This is a genomic window from Paenibacillus sp. S25, from assembly GCF_019454085.1.
Classification (GTDB): Bacteria; Bacillota; Bacilli; order Paenibacillales; family Paenibacillaceae; genus Paenibacillus; species Paenibacillus polymyxa_B.
In genome coordinates, this window is sequence record NZ_CP073683.1 from 2,092,102 (window position 1) to 2,106,196 (window position 14,095).

Annotated in this window: 15 protein-coding genes; 10 read left to right on the top strand and 5 right to left on the bottom strand. The window is 45.1% G+C overall.

Features of this window, described 5'->3' with window-relative positions:
• Positions 1 to 11 precede the first annotated feature (11 nt).
• Positions 12 to 1,781 carry a methyl-accepting chemotaxis protein gene (locus KAI37_RS09170; RefSeq protein WP_071640392.1) on the bottom strand — a complete coding sequence of 590 codons (1,770 nt, stop codon included), beginning with the start codon at positions 1,779 to 1,781 and terminating at the stop codon, positions 12 to 14.
• Between the two features lie 467 nt (positions 1,782 to 2,248).
• Here KAI37_RS09170 and KAI37_RS09175 point away from each other — a divergent pair, with 467 nt between their 5' ends.
• From KAI37_RS09175 to KAI37_RS09220, 10 genes are all read left to right on the top strand, one after another.
• Positions 2,249 to 2,719 carry a GNAT family N-acetyltransferase gene (locus KAI37_RS09175; protein ID WP_220031112.1) on the top strand — a complete coding sequence of 157 codons (471 nt, stop codon included), beginning with the start codon at positions 2,249 to 2,251 and terminating at the stop codon, positions 2,717 to 2,719.
• A 60-nt stretch (positions 2,720 to 2,779) separates the two neighbouring features.
• On the top strand, positions 2,780 to 3,448 hold the full coding sequence (gene rpiA / locus KAI37_RS09180; protein WP_076292612.1) for a ribose-5-phosphate isomerase RpiA: 669 nt from the start codon (positions 2,780 to 2,782) through the stop codon (positions 3,446 to 3,448).
• On the top strand, positions 3,448 to 3,897 hold the full coding sequence (locus KAI37_RS09185) for a VanZ family protein (RefSeq protein ID WP_023988125.1): 450 nt from the start codon (positions 3,448 to 3,450) through the stop codon (positions 3,895 to 3,897). The genes rpiA and KAI37_RS09185 overlap by 1 nt, the downstream gene beginning before the upstream one ends.
• A gap of 199 nt (positions 3,898 to 4,096) precedes the next feature.
• Positions 4,097 to 4,558 carry a MarR family winged helix-turn-helix transcriptional regulator gene (locus KAI37_RS09190; protein WP_220031113.1) on the top strand — a complete coding sequence of 154 codons (462 nt, stop codon included), beginning with the start codon at positions 4,097 to 4,099 and terminating at the stop codon, positions 4,556 to 4,558.
• Positions 4,559 to 4,750: 192 nt separating this feature from the next.
• The gene (locus KAI37_RS09195) at positions 4,751 to 5,815 is read left to right on the top strand and encodes a cobalamin B12-binding domain-containing protein (RefSeq protein ID WP_220031114.1); all 1,065 of its coding nucleotides are present in this window, start codon (positions 4,751 to 4,753) and stop codon (positions 5,813 to 5,815) included.
• A 49-nt stretch (positions 5,816 to 5,864) separates the two neighbouring features.
• Positions 5,865 to 7,580: an ATP-binding protein gene (locus KAI37_RS09200; RefSeq protein WP_220031115.1), complete on the top strand. Its 1,716-nt coding sequence runs from the start codon at positions 5,865 to 5,867 to the stop codon at positions 7,578 to 7,580.
• Between the two features lie 54 nt (positions 7,581 to 7,634).
• A complete protein-coding gene (locus KAI37_RS09205; protein ID WP_013309823.1) occupies positions 7,635 to 8,888 on the top strand; it encodes an MDR family MFS transporter in 1,254 nt (417 codons plus the stop codon).
• Positions 8,889 to 8,907: 19 nt separating this feature from the next.
• A complete protein-coding gene (locus tag KAI37_RS09210) occupies positions 8,908 to 9,462 on the top strand; it encodes a nucleotidyltransferase family protein (RefSeq protein WP_220031116.1) in 555 nt (184 codons plus the stop codon).
• Positions 9,463 to 9,504: 42 nt separating this feature from the next.
• Positions 9,505 to 9,927: a GNAT family N-acetyltransferase gene (locus KAI37_RS09215; RefSeq protein ID WP_104495980.1), complete on the top strand. Its 423-nt coding sequence runs from the start codon at positions 9,505 to 9,507 to the stop codon at positions 9,925 to 9,927.
• Positions 9,928 to 9,998: 71 nt separating this feature from the next.
• Positions 9,999 to 10,637, top strand: a complete 639-nt coding sequence (locus KAI37_RS09220) for a GDSL-type esterase/lipase family protein (protein WP_104495981.1) — start codon at positions 9,999 to 10,001, stop codon at positions 10,635 to 10,637.
• Between the two features lie 111 nt (positions 10,638 to 10,748).
• On the opposite strand, the gene KAI37_RS09225 is transcribed toward KAI37_RS09220, so the two are convergent.
• From KAI37_RS09225 to KAI37_RS09240, 4 genes are all read right to left on the bottom strand, one after another.
• Complete coding sequence (locus KAI37_RS09225) at positions 10,749 to 11,426, bottom strand: tetratricopeptide repeat protein (protein WP_220031117.1); 678 nt, start codon at positions 11,424 to 11,426, stop codon at positions 10,749 to 10,751.
• A 172-nt stretch (positions 11,427 to 11,598) separates the two neighbouring features.
• Complete coding sequence (locus KAI37_RS09230; RefSeq protein WP_220031118.1) at positions 11,599 to 11,970, bottom strand: iron chaperone; 372 nt, start codon at positions 11,968 to 11,970, stop codon at positions 11,599 to 11,601.
• A 160-nt stretch (positions 11,971 to 12,130) separates the two neighbouring features.
• A complete protein-coding gene (locus tag KAI37_RS09235) occupies positions 12,131 to 12,661 on the bottom strand; it encodes a GNAT family N-acetyltransferase (RefSeq protein WP_220031119.1) in 531 nt (176 codons plus the stop codon).
• A 242-nt stretch (positions 12,662 to 12,903) separates the two neighbouring features.
• Positions 12,904 to 13,938 carry a C40 family peptidase gene (locus KAI37_RS09240; protein WP_220031120.1) on the bottom strand — a complete coding sequence of 345 codons (1,035 nt, stop codon included), beginning with the start codon at positions 13,936 to 13,938 and terminating at the stop codon, positions 12,904 to 12,906.
• Positions 13,939 to 14,095 lie beyond the last annotated feature (157 nt).

A 14,095-nucleotide genomic window follows, 5' to 3' on the forward strand; every position in this document is an offset into this window, starting at 1 on the left:
ATAAATGGTTATTATGATTTGGTACGGTTGGTGTCTGCAATCTTGAAATAAGATGTAATTTCTTGAAGCTCTTCAGACATAGACGTCAATTTATGGGATGAATCAATGATCGAATCCAAGGAAGCTTTTTGTTCCTCCACCGTTTGCACAATGTGAACACTGTTATTAGCTGTTTTGGTTACGGTGGCAGAAAGATCGTCTGCTGTCGCTGTCATTTCCTGTGTACCCGCAGATATTTGCTCAGTAGCGCTGGAGACTTCTTGGATTTGCCATGCTACATTTTTAGTTGCTTGAAGAATATCATTGAACAGCACGCCTGCTTGTCCGGCAACGACGATACCATTTTGAACTTCAACGTTTCCTTGCTCCATCGACTTCACAGCTTGTCCGATTTCACTTTGAATTTCTTCAATCAGGGACGTAATTTGTTTGGTTGCATCCGCAGATTGTTCTGCCAGCTTACGTACTTCACTGGCAACAACGGCAAAGCCTTTACCTTCTTCGCCAACGCGTGCAGCTTCAATAGAAGCGTTCAGAGCGAGCAGGTTGGTTTGACTGGAGATGCCTGAAATGGTACTGATGATATTGCCAATTTCCTGCGAACGACTGTCCAGCAACTTGATGATACGGGAAGTATTGGTTACTGTATCGGTAATCAAGTGCATTTGGGATGATACCTTACCTACAATCTCGTTGCCTTCATTAGAACGTTTCTCAACCGAATTGGCTTCCTCCGCAACATTGGAAGAACTTGTGGCAATATTTTGAATTACCGAAGCCATTTCAGACATGGCACGTGCACTATCACCGGTTGCTTTTTCCTGCGAACGGATATTCTCCGTGATTTCACTGATGTTTTGATTGATGATGTTGGAATTGATTCCGTTTTGTTCGCAGATTGCGAGTAATTCCTTGGCAGATTCATTGACTTCATCGGTTGTCTGCTTCACTTTGGTCATAATGCTGTTAATATGACTTACCATATCGTTGAAGTTCTGATTCACGAGCCCCAAATCATCATGACCTGCATGAATTTGAACATCCAGATTTCCTCTGCTTACTTCACTGATACCGTACATCAGTTGCTTAATCGGGGACAGCGTGCGTTTCACAACCCAATATTGAAGCGCCAGGCAGATCAGTAGGAAAATCACTAAAATGGTAGCGCCGCTAATGAGCAGCTTGGTCAATCCAGCAGGTACGGCACCGGCATCTGCATCGACTGCAAAATATGCAAAGATTTTGCCACTTGGATCTTTAATCGGAGTCATCAAAGTCGTCCATGTACCAAAAGAATCATCGTAGAAGCTGGTGAATGTTGGTTTGCCACTGTCCAGCATACCGGTTACGCCTACTGCCACAACATTGGGTTGCTCGTACATGGAGCCAACGAGCAGCTTATCTTTTTCAAATGCTTCTCTGAGATCCGTTGGCATCGCCACAATAGATGTTAAATTGCCATTTTCGAGCTCCGTACCGAAAATATAGGCATGAGAGATATTCGGATTCGTCGCCATGATGTTATCTAGGTACGCGCGGAGTTTGGTTTGAACGGGTCCATCATAATTTTTCTCTTGAACCGCTTGGGTTACGTCATCGGAATTAATGCCTTGGGCCCACTTCAATGTGATTTTTTCCACTTGCCCATGCAATTGGTCTATCAAAATCGTACGTTGGATCAAATAACTGGACACAATAAGGACTAGCCCAATCAATACGATGTTGAAGAAGGATAATAATAAGTTTTTGGTGAAGAATGATAAGCTACTCCACTTTTTCAAAATGTTCCACTCCCTGGTTGTATTTTTGTATATGGTGTTGAACCGCTTATCGAATGAGATAATCAAGTTCCCCTTACAAACATATTAATCGAGATAATAGACCCTTGAATTTTATGTAATAGGTCTTAAGTCCTTTTATAGACAAGTATGATATCCCTATATATATGTCGTACGAAAAGCCCTTGAAATGAATACCTTACACAATAAAAAATTAATTTTTAATAGGTAAACGCTGTCTGTGTTTCAGTATATTCCAATTTATACTTCTACTTGAAATTCGACTTCATTACAGTCCATAAGCAACTATTCAACAGAAACCATCATACTTTATAATAGAGTCAAATGCACTTATCAATTTGGGACATTTTTCATATTCGACATTGGAAATGCTTGATTTATCGCGGTTTTTGTGAATTGTTTGCGAAATGAGTCCTTATATTCATGTAAAGAGAAGAGGGATAAGAAGAATGTCCAAGCTTACGATTTTAAAGGTTGAGAGTAATCATGAGGATCTGCATGAGTTGATTCAAAGGCTGGATGAGGACTTGCTGGAAAGGTATCCTGCCGACGAAATTTACTTGGTCGATTTTTCCAATCCGAAAGTTAAAGAAATGGTTTTCGCTGTTGTGTATGTGGACGAAAAACCGGTGGCTTGTGGAGGGCTTAGGCCTATAGATGCGGAAGAAATGGAGCTCAGAAGGTTTTATGTCGATTCCTCTTATCGCAGACAAGGAATTGCGGTGAGTCTATTATCTTTTTTGGAAGAGGAAGCCAGCAAACGGGGAGTTGTAAGAATTAAACTGGAGACCGGAGCGGCTCAACCTGAAGCGATTGCTCTCTATACCAAACGGGGATACGAACCTATTGAACGGTTTGGGGAGTATGAACACGATGAAAACAGCCTTTGTTATGGTAAAAAGCTGTCTCTGTTATTATAAAGCGTTCTCTTATAAAATGGATGATGATCAATACTAGCCTATATAGCGGGAGAGATGATAATGAATTTGAAGCAAAAAGCGGCCGAAAAAGCAGTTGAGGCGATTCAGGACGGCATGAAAGTAGGACTTGGTACAGGCTCGACAGCCTTTTGGGCTATTCAAAAAATCGGTGAGCGTGTAGCGCAAGGATTACATATACAGGCTGTAGCCACATCCCAAGCCTCGGAAGATCAAGCCAGGGAGCTGGGAATTCCCATCATTCCGTTTGATCAGATTGGAAGGCTTGACGTTACCATCGACGGTGCGGATGAAGTGAACGAGCAACTGGTACTGGTGAAAGGTGGAGGCGGAGCCCTGCTGAGAGAGAAAATTGTGGAAAGCAATAGCGATCGATTAATCATTATTGTCGATGAGTCCAAGGATGTGAAGGTGCTGGGTGCATTTCCTTTACCCGTTGAGGTCGTACCCTTTGCCAGTGAGTGGACGTTGGAGGCTTTGCGGGGGACGGGCTGTAAAGCAGAATGGCGTATGAAAGACGGCGGGCGCTTCCTTACGGATAACGGTAATTATATTGCCGATTGTCGCTATGGTACGATTGAGAATCCGCAGGAGTTGGAAATCCGCTTGAATCAAATTCCGGGTGTAGTCGATAACGGATTGTTCATTAATATGGCGGACCAGGTTATTATCGCACGGGCCAATGGACAGATCGACGTCCGTAACAAGTAATGTCTAGGACCCGCCTGCTTCATCATGTGGCATTGATGTTATTGATTTTATATACAGGGCTTCTATTATATTGGATGTTTCTCGGTTTTGGTCGTACATTACGACCAGGACCCCCGTATTCGTATAATATTGTTCCGTTTGATACGATTAGGCAATACTGGCGGGCAATGGAGTCGTTTCCTTTTCGGGTATGGGGTGTTAATTTGCTCGGTAATATTGGCGTATTTATTCCCTTCGGTATCCTTGTGCCTATCATTTGGGTGTCCATGCGAAGTATAGGTAGTCTGTTGTTAACGATAGTGATCGCACTGGTCATTCTTGAGGTGTCCCAAATGCTGCTGGGCGCAGGTACAATGGATGTAGATGACATCATACTGAATGTTCTGGGAGTATTATGCGGCCGTGTTGCCTACGTATTTGTACGTAAGAAGTTAGGGATAACAACATAATCGTCCTGCTCTCTGGATCAGTGCTTTAAGACTGGCTGAGAGCGGGCTTTTTTTACATAATGAACTGTAACTTTCACATAATAAACGGTAATTACTCCATTTATAGGACGTAAGAGCAGGGAAAGGAACGCTTAAACTTGACAAAAGTGCACAATTAAGATATCTTTGAATAAAGATATGAGTAACGGAGGCTGTTAATATGTCTGTAAAACCAGATGATCAGGACTTAGCACTTAATTTGTTCGTTGTTCTGGCTCGTGCTTATAATTCGGTCACGTCCCGTACGAATCGGGACATTCATAGTCATGGATTAAATACAACAGAATTTGGAGTGCTTGATCTGCTGTATTATCGGGGACCACAGCCTTTGCAGAAGATTGGAGAAAAGGTACTAATCTCTAGTGGGAATATTACGTACGTGGTAGATAAACTTCAGAAAAAAAACTTGCTTACCCGTCGTGCATCACAAGATGATCGGCGTGTGATTTATGCAGAATTGACTGATGATGGACGTCATTTCTTTGAGCAAATATTCCCGCAGCATCATCGTGTCATTATGGAGACCGTAGATGGCTTATCTGTGGAAGAGAAAGAGCAGGCTATTCATCTGTTAAAAAAGCTTGGACTAATGGCTGAGGGGCAAAAGAGTAACGGATCATAAATTGTGCGTGTGCAGGTTAAAACTGCTTTTAGATAAAATACCGACTTCTCGGTATTTTATTTTTTTGTCGTATTTTGGGGAGTAGGGTTAATGTAGAGACGCAAATCAGGTATAATTGTCTAATAGTCACGTCTGGAACAAATCCCCAGTATCTGTTTCGAATACAATACCTTGTCGGGGAAGGAGCTGTACATGAGTATACAGCAATATACCGCAGGTGAATCGCTATTGATGCAAGCAGGAGCTTTGGCTGAATTAGTTACCCATAAGCAATACGAATTACAGCCCGATCTTTTGCAGCGTTTTGGGGATAACGGTAAAATAAAGACAAAACAGGATTCTATATATAGTTTGAACTATTTAGCTGAAAGTGTGATCATGAACAGCCCTATTTTATTTACACAGTATGTCTCCTGGTTAAAAAAGCTTCTGGAGGGTTTCGGCATAACCCAAGAAGATTTGAGCATCAATTTCAGATTAATCCAGGAGACGTTGGTAGAGCACTTCGATCATACGGATAAAACCATGGTGCTGGAGCATCTGGATTTGGGGATACAGCAAATTGGGAAGAAAGAGGAGTATGCCTCTTTTATTACAGATGATAATCCCTATGCTGCTGACGTGGCTCAATATTTAGAATATTTACTCTCAGGTAATCGCAGACAGGCTTTAGATTGGATCGTCCGTTTGCTGGATGAGGGTATCTCTATTCAACATACGTATAAATATATATTTCAAATTTCGCAATATGAAATAGGCCGTCTATGGCATGAAGGCAAAATCACCGTCGGTCAAGAGCATTTTTGCACTGCCGCGACTCAATTTATTATTTCCAGCCTGTACCCCAGATGGATGGGGAGTGGAAGTAAGGAACGCTGCCTCGTGGCGGCGTGTGTAGGCAGTGAGCAGCATGAAATTGGTCTGCGTATGCTGGCAGATATATTTGAAATGGATGGTTGGGATACGTATTATTTAGGCGCTAATGTACCTAACCGGAGTCTGCTTCTGGCCATTGTGAGTTACAAGGCGGATGTAGTGGCTATCTCAGCTACCATGGCTTACCATGTCCATTTAGTGAAAGAGTTGATTGCTCTCATTCGGCAAGACCCAACGACTAGCCATGTGAAAATTATGGTCGGAGGCTTACCTTTTAATCTCGATTCCCACTTGTGGCAGGAAGTAGGGGCGGACGGATACGCGCCAGGTGCGGAGGAAGCGCTGGAGGTTGCAGGGGACTTACTTTCGCTCAGGAAATAAGGTTAGATTTGTGAACCTGTAAGTCATTTTGTAAAGGGGGCCTTTTAATATGAAGGAACCGACAGCAGAAATGGCTGTCCTGCGGAAAACGGTCGAACAATTAACGGATGAGATTGTGAAAAGCAAGGCTGAGGAAGAAAAGCTGCTGAATGAATTTTCATCAATGAACAACGAACTGGTCAATCTGCAGCGTCAGCTTGCCAAAAGTAATGCGGAATTAACACGGACGAAGGAAGAAGCGGTACGGGCTAATGACCTAAAGAGCACTTTTCTGGCTGTGGTTAGTCATGAATTCAGAACGCCAATGAATGGAATACTTGGAATGATCGAAATGTTAGGTTCATCCAAACTTTCCCCAGATCAACGGCAGGCCATCGGTGTGATACGTGAGTCAGCCTCCCTGTTGTTGAACATGATTAATAATCTGCTCGATATTTCCAAGGTGGAAGCAGGACAGATGGAACTGGAGATCGGAAGCGTCAGAGTTCAGGCGATTATGAGCCACGTTGCTCAGTTGTTGGAGCCGCAAATCTATCAGATGGGTAACCGATTGAGTATAGAGACCGATACCAGTGTGGCAGAACATCTGGAGGGAGATTCGGCAAGGATCATGCAGATCTTGCTCAATCTGTTGAACAATGCGAATAAATTTACGAGTGAAGGATTGCTCATCGTTCGAACAAAATTAGTGGAGGAAACAAAAGATTCCCAACGTGTTCGGTTTGAGGTGCAGGATTCGGGTATTGGGATTTCACCGGAGGATCAGAATAAGCTGTTTCAGCCCTATGTACAGGCCGGTGAAGGAAGCGCATCCCAATATGGAGGAACGGGTCTGGGGCTATGGATATGCAGTTCATTTGTGGAACTCATGCAGGGAGAAATTGGGGTCGTCAGTGAAGAAGGCCAAGGCTCGACGTTCTGGTTTGAAATTCCCTTCATGAAAGGATCGGAGCAGGCAGACGAAATGGAGAAGCATGAAACTGGTGATTTGAAGGTATTTAGCGAGTTGCTACGTGAGCATAGTCATTCTCAAACTATTTTGGTGGCTGAGGATAATCGGGTAAATCGTCAGGTGGTGCAATTACAGCTTAACCACTTGGGATTTCAGCATATTGATTTTGCTGAGGATGGACAATCTGCTGTAAAAGCGGCCTCCGAACGATCCTACGCTTGTATTCTAATGGATCATCATATGCCTCTGCTGAATGGTCATGATGCGGCGAAAGCGATCCGCCAGCGGGAAGCAGAAAACCAGCAACTACCTGTACCGATTATTTCTTTGACCGGAAATGTGTCCGAGGAGGATCAGGCACGGGGCCGGGAGGTTGGAGTGAATGATTACTTGATGAAGCCAGTAACGATTGAAAGGCTCTCTGAAAAGCTTGTCAAATGGCTTCCAAAGCCGGAAACCGAGCCGATTTTGGATGAGGAAGTTATACGTGAAATTATGCTGCTGGACGAGGATGGCAGCACGGGACTACTGGAGTCATTGGTCGAAATGTATACTAGTGATACACCTACCAAAATCAATAGGTTAAGAGAACTGGCTGCTGCGGGCGAAGCCACAAAAGTAGTAGAGGCTGCTCATGAGTTGAAATCAGGCAGTGTGAGTCTGGGTGTCGGGCGTTTGTCCTCGTTGCTGTCCGATATTGAACAGCTTGCACGGGAGAACCGACTTGAGAATGCGAAAGCGAAGTTGTCTGCGCTCCAATCTGTCTATCAAGCAACGTGTTTAGAGCTGGAACGCTATATTCACCAGTGCTAGACAGTTTCCCCCCTTGTTAGACTTGCACGCGGAAGGAGGACGTAAGAGACATATATGAAAGAACAGTTGCGTTCCATTCACCCGCTGGCTTGGACGATTATTGTCGGTACTATTTTTGGACGGATGGCGACATCCATGAGTATCCCGTTTTTGTCTATTTACCTTACCACTCGACTAGGGGTGTCCCCCTTTCATACGGGGGTGATTGTATCGGTTAGCTCGTTGGTCGGCATTTTTGCCAGCTTTTACGGCGGATATATTTCAGATCGAATCGGACGACGTAAGGTGATGCTGGTGTCCATTGCGAGCTGGGCGCTTGTATTCGTTGCTTTTGCGTTGGCGGAAGCGGCCTGGGCCTTTTTTGTCATTAATGCTCTGAATGGACTGTGCAGATCCTTGTTCGAGCCAACCTCACGGGCACTGTTATCAGATGTAACCCCGAAGGAGAAAAGACTGCTTATCTACAATATGAGATATGCGGCCATTAATGTTGGGGTGGTGGCAGGGCCGTTGCTTGGTTTAATGTTAGGATCTGCATCCACGGGTACGCCGTTTATGGTAGCTGCTGGTGTGTACGCATTGTACGGGGTACTATTGTTGATCCAATTTGCCCGGTATGCATCGGATCTGCATATAGGTACAACGGCGGGAGAGGCTCCACTGCGGATGGGCGAGGCATTCCGTACAGCCAGCCGTGATCCGGTGTTTATGCCGATTTTGCTGGGAACGGTATTTTGTGTGATGGGCTATGCTCATTCCAATTCTACAATGCCTCAATTCTTGTCCTTATCCTTCGCAGAAGGAACTCGATGGTTTACATACATGCTGACGGTCAACGCGGTTTGTGTTTTGGCATTTCAATATCCGCTGGTGCGACTGGCAAGTCGATTTTCCCCGGTAAATTCCTTGATTGCAGGGAATATATGTATTGCGGTCAGCCTGTTGCTGTGCGGTATGCTAAACTCAGGCTGGATGTTTATACTGGATATGGTGCTGTTTACGGTTGGTGAAGTGTTATTGTTCACGATGTTGGACGTACTGATTGACCAAATTGCAGATGCTCAATATAAAGGGACCTACTTCGGTACAATCGGCTTTAATAATTTGGGAAGCGTGCTAGCTCCTTTATTTGGTGGCTGGTTGCTGGATATTTATGGTCAAACGGCGCCGCTTGCCGTTTTTGTTCCGGTTGCCCTGTCGGTTGTGATTGGCATTCCGTTCCTTCTGGTCGCACGCCGACGTCTGGTGCAGCGTACAGCACGGATCGCGGCTCAAGGAGGAGAATCGGTGCAGCAACTGTCATCATAAAAAGGGAGTTGAGTGCAGGATGAAGTCGGAAGAAAATGTGCTACAAATCATACAATATATGAATGATCCGCAGGTACTGCAAGACTTGCGCTATGTGCGAGAGCTGAAGTTGCCGCAAGGATGTATTGCCGCAGGCTATGTACGTAACCGGGTTTGGGACAAGCTCCATGGCTATACAACTGCTACACCTTTAAACGATATTGATGTTATTTACTTTGACCCGAAAAATACGCTAGAGGAACGAGATGAGTATCTAGAATTGTCCTTGAACCGTAAGCAGGCCGGACGTAACTGGTCTGTCAAAAATCAGGCTCGGATGCATATTCGCAACGGAGAGGCTCCTTATTCCTCGATAGAGGATGCGATGAGCCGCTGGCCAGAGACGGCAACGGCTGTGGCGGTTAGATTGAATGACAAGGATCAAATAGAGGTCATTTGTCCGCATGGATTGGAAGATCTGCTGGATATGCGGGTACGGCAAAGCCCTTTGTTTCGTCACACAACGGCTTTTCGTCAGCGTGTGTTTGAGAAGCAGTGGCTTGATAACTGGCCGTTGCTTATTATGGAGAATTAGAGGTAATCCTAATTTCAGGATATTAAGGAGAGACGACAAACAATGTTTAAAAATATAAAAACAGATTCAGATCGTGAGGAGGTTCTGGAGCTGTTAACCTACGCTGTGCTGGATCATCCTGAACGCGGAGAAGCAGCTTTACGTACCTATCAAGCCTCGGATGACTGGAAGCTGTTCGGTGTAGAAGATGAAGGACTTATTGTAGGTATTGTTGGTTTTGAGGAGCAGGAGGATGGAACAACCGTAATTCGCCATCTGGCCGTGTTGCCTGAAAACCGTCATAGAGGATATGCCAGAGGTATGCTGCTTACGCTTATTCAGGAGCGTAATCCGAAACGGCTTACTGTGGACACGGATGCGGAGGGGGCAGATTTCTTCCGCAATGTGGGCTTTGCCGTATATGGATCAGAGGATTTGCCGGATGGTGGGCAATTCCATTGTATATATGAAATAGACGAAGAATAAGCGAATCTCCGGGTCCTGCGTTCCTCTTTCTACATAAGATATGTTATGTAGAAAGAGGGAGGTGGGTTTCATTGGCGTACCACTATACAGCGATTGGAGATTCTTTAACAACAGGTGCGGGGACGTTGCTGAGCGGCGGATTTGTACCTATCTATCGGCGAATGGCAGAAAGACATCTCCGTACGCCAGTCAGTTACGAGAATCTGGGAATCAACGGACTGACATCGCAGGAGTTGCTGTCAATGGTCCGCAACAATCCGCTTTTTCGGTCGGCGCTCAGCCGGGCTGAACTTATAACGGTAACGATCGGCGGGAATGATCTGCGCCCATACATCAGCGCACTTGCTGGAGGTTCCGGCTTGTCGGGTTCCTCCATTCCGCAAGCGCTGAATCACACAAAAGAACATGTACGCCAAATTGTACATGCCCTGTATCAGATAAAGTCTGGTCAGCGTGAGCCATTTATCATCCGAATGGTGGGATTATATAATCCTTTTCCAGAGGTAAGGGAGGCGGGAGTATATGTGCGCCAGTACAACTCGTTTCTCTATACATTGGGCGGACCCAATTACCGGGTGGCGAACATTTATCCCGCATTTGAGGGCTATGAACGGGCACTGCTTTCGTTAGACCGGGTGCATCCGAACAGTCGTGGTTATCGCGTGATTGCGGAAGAGCTGAATCGGCTTGGTTATGCGCCGTTACGGTGAGCGTGAGAGGATGCTTTGGATCGGACAAAGTATATTAAAAGAAAGAGGTTCATCATGGCAGTAGCAACTGACCATCATGAACCTCTTTCTTTGCATTAGTAGGCGTGCTGTTTAGCCGATTATTTTACGGAATAAGCTGCGCGCAGCCCACTTGCGCTCATTTCGTTTGCGGTATTTGGGCAGGGAACGATAGACGGCAATGGACTGGTTAAAGGCTACAGTGGCTTCATCCTTGCGTCCCAGCATACGGTACATCAAGCCTGTCAGATAATAGCCCTCGCTGGAAGAAGACTGAATCTCCTGAAATTGCTGCAGATAATGAAGTGACTTATTTACGTCACGTTCTTTGAAAGCAGCGGCTAAATGCAAATAAGGCTCACCGTATTGCACCCGCGGGTTAATGTCCAGTGCTTTCAGTAAATCCTGTTCTCCATCCTCCAGATGGTTTGTGTGTACTTCAGCCGTTCCCCGTGCGTTCCAATAGTCTGCTGATTCTTCGTAACGGGATTGAATTTCCAATAACAGCTCCAAAGCCTGAGGATATTTCTTGCTTTCGATCCAGATACGAGCCAAATCGAACTTGGCAGCCACATCGTTGGTGTTTAGCGCAATCTGTTGGCGCAATCGAGCGGCATTGCGTCTTCTTTTCCATGGTTTGCTGATGCTGGGCAATACACCGACAAAGCTGCGATCCAATATATAGATCACAATTAGGAGTACGAGCATCGCCAAAAACGGGTTGCCTAGCAAACTCCATAGTAGAGAGAAAATTAAAAATTTCCCAATCATTCTGCTCCAATCCTCCTGTGCATGTAACAATCCATACTTTCCACATTATAGCATAGGGTCACTTTAAGGGTCATTAGCATGATGAGATTTGGAAGGATGGTAGAGGGGGCGAGAAGAAAAATACTTATTTGTGATGCTCGATGTATAGTTTTACGAGAAAAGGAACCTTTTTTTATTCCCGCCAAAAGGTTGAACAGTCTGCCTTATCCAAAATATTAAACTCGATCATTTTCTCAAGTAATGAGAAATCAACCGGACTATCCCACTGGATACGTACCAACTGCTTGGTGTGATCATAGCCAGCCTGTACAATTAACTCAGAAAAATGATTAATCCCTGCCTTTTCAGGGGCAACGGCCAAATGATGTTTGGCTACGCTAAAGCCAATAATAAATGTGCCGTGATCCGTAAACAGAGGCTGACTCCACGCAATTTTTGCCATTAAATTTGGAAACTTCTTGGTTACCCAAGCCAAAACCTCTTGCGTTCGGGCCCGATGTTGGGGGTTATCAATATGCGCTAAATATTCTGCAAAAGCTTCCATGTTGTTCCCTCCTTAATAAAAATTATATCGTTCAGAAAAGTTCCTCAAACCTATTTGTCATTAAATGATTTAACTATCATTTTATCGCAGCAACATGTTTCTCAAGGAGTAATTGTCTGTTGAAAAATACAATAATATATTTAGATATAAAAAATACCTTTTATGTCCTGCTATATTCCGCAGCAAGAATAGAGTACAGATATGAATCATGAAATTCGCCTTTGTAATACCAGTGTTCACGCATCAAACCTTCACGTTGCATTCCGATCTGTTGCATAACCTTCTCAGAAGCCGTGTTTTCTGGTCGACATGTTGCATAAATACGGTGGATAGCAAGTGTGCTAAATCCAAAGTCTAGTAACGCTCGTGCTGCCTCTGCTGCATAACCCTTCCCTTGATAATCTGGATTCAAAACGTAACCCAATTCTGCATTAGTATCTTTGACATGAATACCCATACCGCCGATCAGGATTCCATTATTTTTCAGACAAACGGCTAGTTCGTAGTCTTGTCGTGGCTGTTCCTGCTGTGAAGCTAGAACTTGTTCTATATATGCCTTTGTATCTTCTTCTGTATTCGGTCCCCAGGCTGTATATCTAGTAACTTCAGGCAATGACGTGTACGTATGTATACTTTCCCAATCAGATCTGCAAATATCACGAATAATGAGCCGGTTTGTCTCAAATTGCATAATTATTTATTCCTCCTGTCTATAGTCAAAAGAAGACTCTGCCTAGTATTTCAAAACGATTAATACCTCATTCCAATTTTTTAAGCGATCGTAGCCTTTAAACGTTATGACCTCCATTTTACAATGAATCCCGACCTTTTGCCGCCTGAACGCAATCCACAAGGGAGCGTCCGGCAAAAGGCAATTAGAAGATAATGAATGTGGACTGGAATAGCATACTGTTATTGACTATCTGGTTCGTCCTAAAACAGCCTGCGCGCTGTTACGAAACGTTTCTTCCATTTATCGTCAAGCGTGTCAAAATGAACGCCGCGTTCTTTGGAGAATGTATGCAGCAATTTGTTGTTCCCTGCATAGAGAGCCACATGGCCGATCTCTAGCCCGCGTGCGCTGAAGAACAGCAGGTCGCCTTTGCGCAGCTCGTTCAGCCCGACCTCCCGCCCTTCTTTAGCCTGATCGTAAGAGACACGGGGGAGGTCGATAGAGAGCGTATGCCGGAACACTTCCCCCACAAAAGAAGAACAATCAAAGGTCGAAGTCTGTCCGGTTGCTGCGCCGAATTCATAAGGGGTACCGAGAAATTTCTCTCCGTAGGCGATGAGTTCATCTCCCTGCCGTTCCGCCAGGGATGGGCTGGAATAGTCGCTGTATTTTGGTTTTGCCGATATGTATCCAGTCAGGTTGTCTTTAGTGCGCACTTCCAGCCAGAGAGCATTGACTTCGCGGATGACGTGAACCTTTTCGCTGGCTGGAATAAGCCGCAGGGAAGGGGAAGCTCCCGATGAATCTGGTTCGCTGCGCAGGTTGACCCTGGAAAGAACTGTTGTGAAAAAATCGTCTCTGGAGGCAATCCGGATTGTCCGGGTAAGGGCATCCCACTTCACTGTGCTCCCAAGTGCTTCGCTCACAAAACGCAGTGGAATCATCGTGTTGCCCTCAACGATCTGTCCCGGAACATTCAGGGACAGCGTTTTGCCGTTTAGGGTGGCAGCGAGTTCCCCGATGTGGTAGGTCAGCACCGTGTCGGTTTTGGTTGCTGTTACGGTTTTGCTGAATCTGTTCCAGGAAAGCACAGCTCCTTGCGCCTCAAACAACTGACGCATGGGGACGAGCGTTGTCCCGTCTAGCAGCAGCGGCTGGGCGACAAGCTGAAGCGGGTGGTCATCCACATAAACGGTCGTCACCGGAGTCAGCGGTACCGACTTCGCATAAGACGGGTTTGCTTGGAGCAGCGATACTGCCAGCAGAGCCAGCAATACTCCCTTGTTGATTGTCATGCTGTCATCACCTCGTTGTTAATGTGTTCATCTAAGTTGTACGAGGCTTCCTCCGATTAGTTGTGTACCAAATATTGGATTCATTTAAAAAAACAAAACAAACAAAAATAAAACAAACAAATATCTGTGTTTTATTATTGACACCAAAATAAAATAA

Excerpts from the sequence above, each read along its gene's own strand:
- KAI37_RS09190 (WP_220031113.1), top strand. The coding sequence starts at position 4,097 with ATGTCTGTAAAACCAGATGATCAGGACTTAGCACTTAATTTGTTCGTT.
- KAI37_RS09210 (WP_220031116.1), top strand. The coding sequence starts at position 8,908 with ATGAAGTCGGAAGAAAATGTGCTACAAATCATACAATATATGAATGAT.
- rpiA (WP_076292612.1), top strand. The coding sequence starts at position 2,780 with ATGAATTTGAAGCAAAAAGCGGCCGAAAAAGCAGTTGAGGCGATTCAG.
- KAI37_RS09215 (WP_104495980.1), top strand. The coding sequence starts at position 9,505 with ATGTTTAAAAATATAAAAACAGATTCAGATCGTGAGGAGGTTCTGGAG.
- KAI37_RS09240 (WP_220031120.1), bottom strand. The coding sequence starts at position 13,938 with ATGACAATCAACAAGGGAGTATTGCTGGCTCTGCTGGCAGTATCGCTG.
- KAI37_RS09225 (WP_220031117.1), bottom strand. The coding sequence starts at position 11,426 with ATGATTGGGAAATTTTTAATTTTCTCTCTACTATGGAGTTTGCTAGGC.
- KAI37_RS09230 (WP_220031118.1), bottom strand. The coding sequence starts at position 11,970 with ATGGAAGCTTTTGCAGAATATTTAGCGCATATTGATAACCCCCAACAT.
- KAI37_RS09200 (WP_220031115.1), top strand. The coding sequence starts at position 5,865 with ATGAAGGAACCGACAGCAGAAATGGCTGTCCTGCGGAAAACGGTCGAA.
- KAI37_RS09175 (WP_220031112.1), top strand. The coding sequence starts at position 2,249 with ATGTCCAAGCTTACGATTTTAAAGGTTGAGAGTAATCATGAGGATCTG.
- KAI37_RS09185 (WP_023988125.1), top strand. The coding sequence starts at position 3,448 with ATGTCTAGGACCCGCCTGCTTCATCATGTGGCATTGATGTTATTGATT.
- KAI37_RS09235 (WP_220031119.1), bottom strand. The coding sequence starts at position 12,661 with ATGCAATTTGAGACAAACCGGCTCATTATTCGTGATATTTGCAGATCT.
- KAI37_RS09205 (WP_013309823.1), top strand. The coding sequence starts at position 7,635 with ATGAAAGAACAGTTGCGTTCCATTCACCCGCTGGCTTGGACGATTATT.
- KAI37_RS09195 (WP_220031114.1), top strand. The coding sequence starts at position 4,751 with ATGAGTATACAGCAATATACCGCAGGTGAATCGCTATTGATGCAAGCA.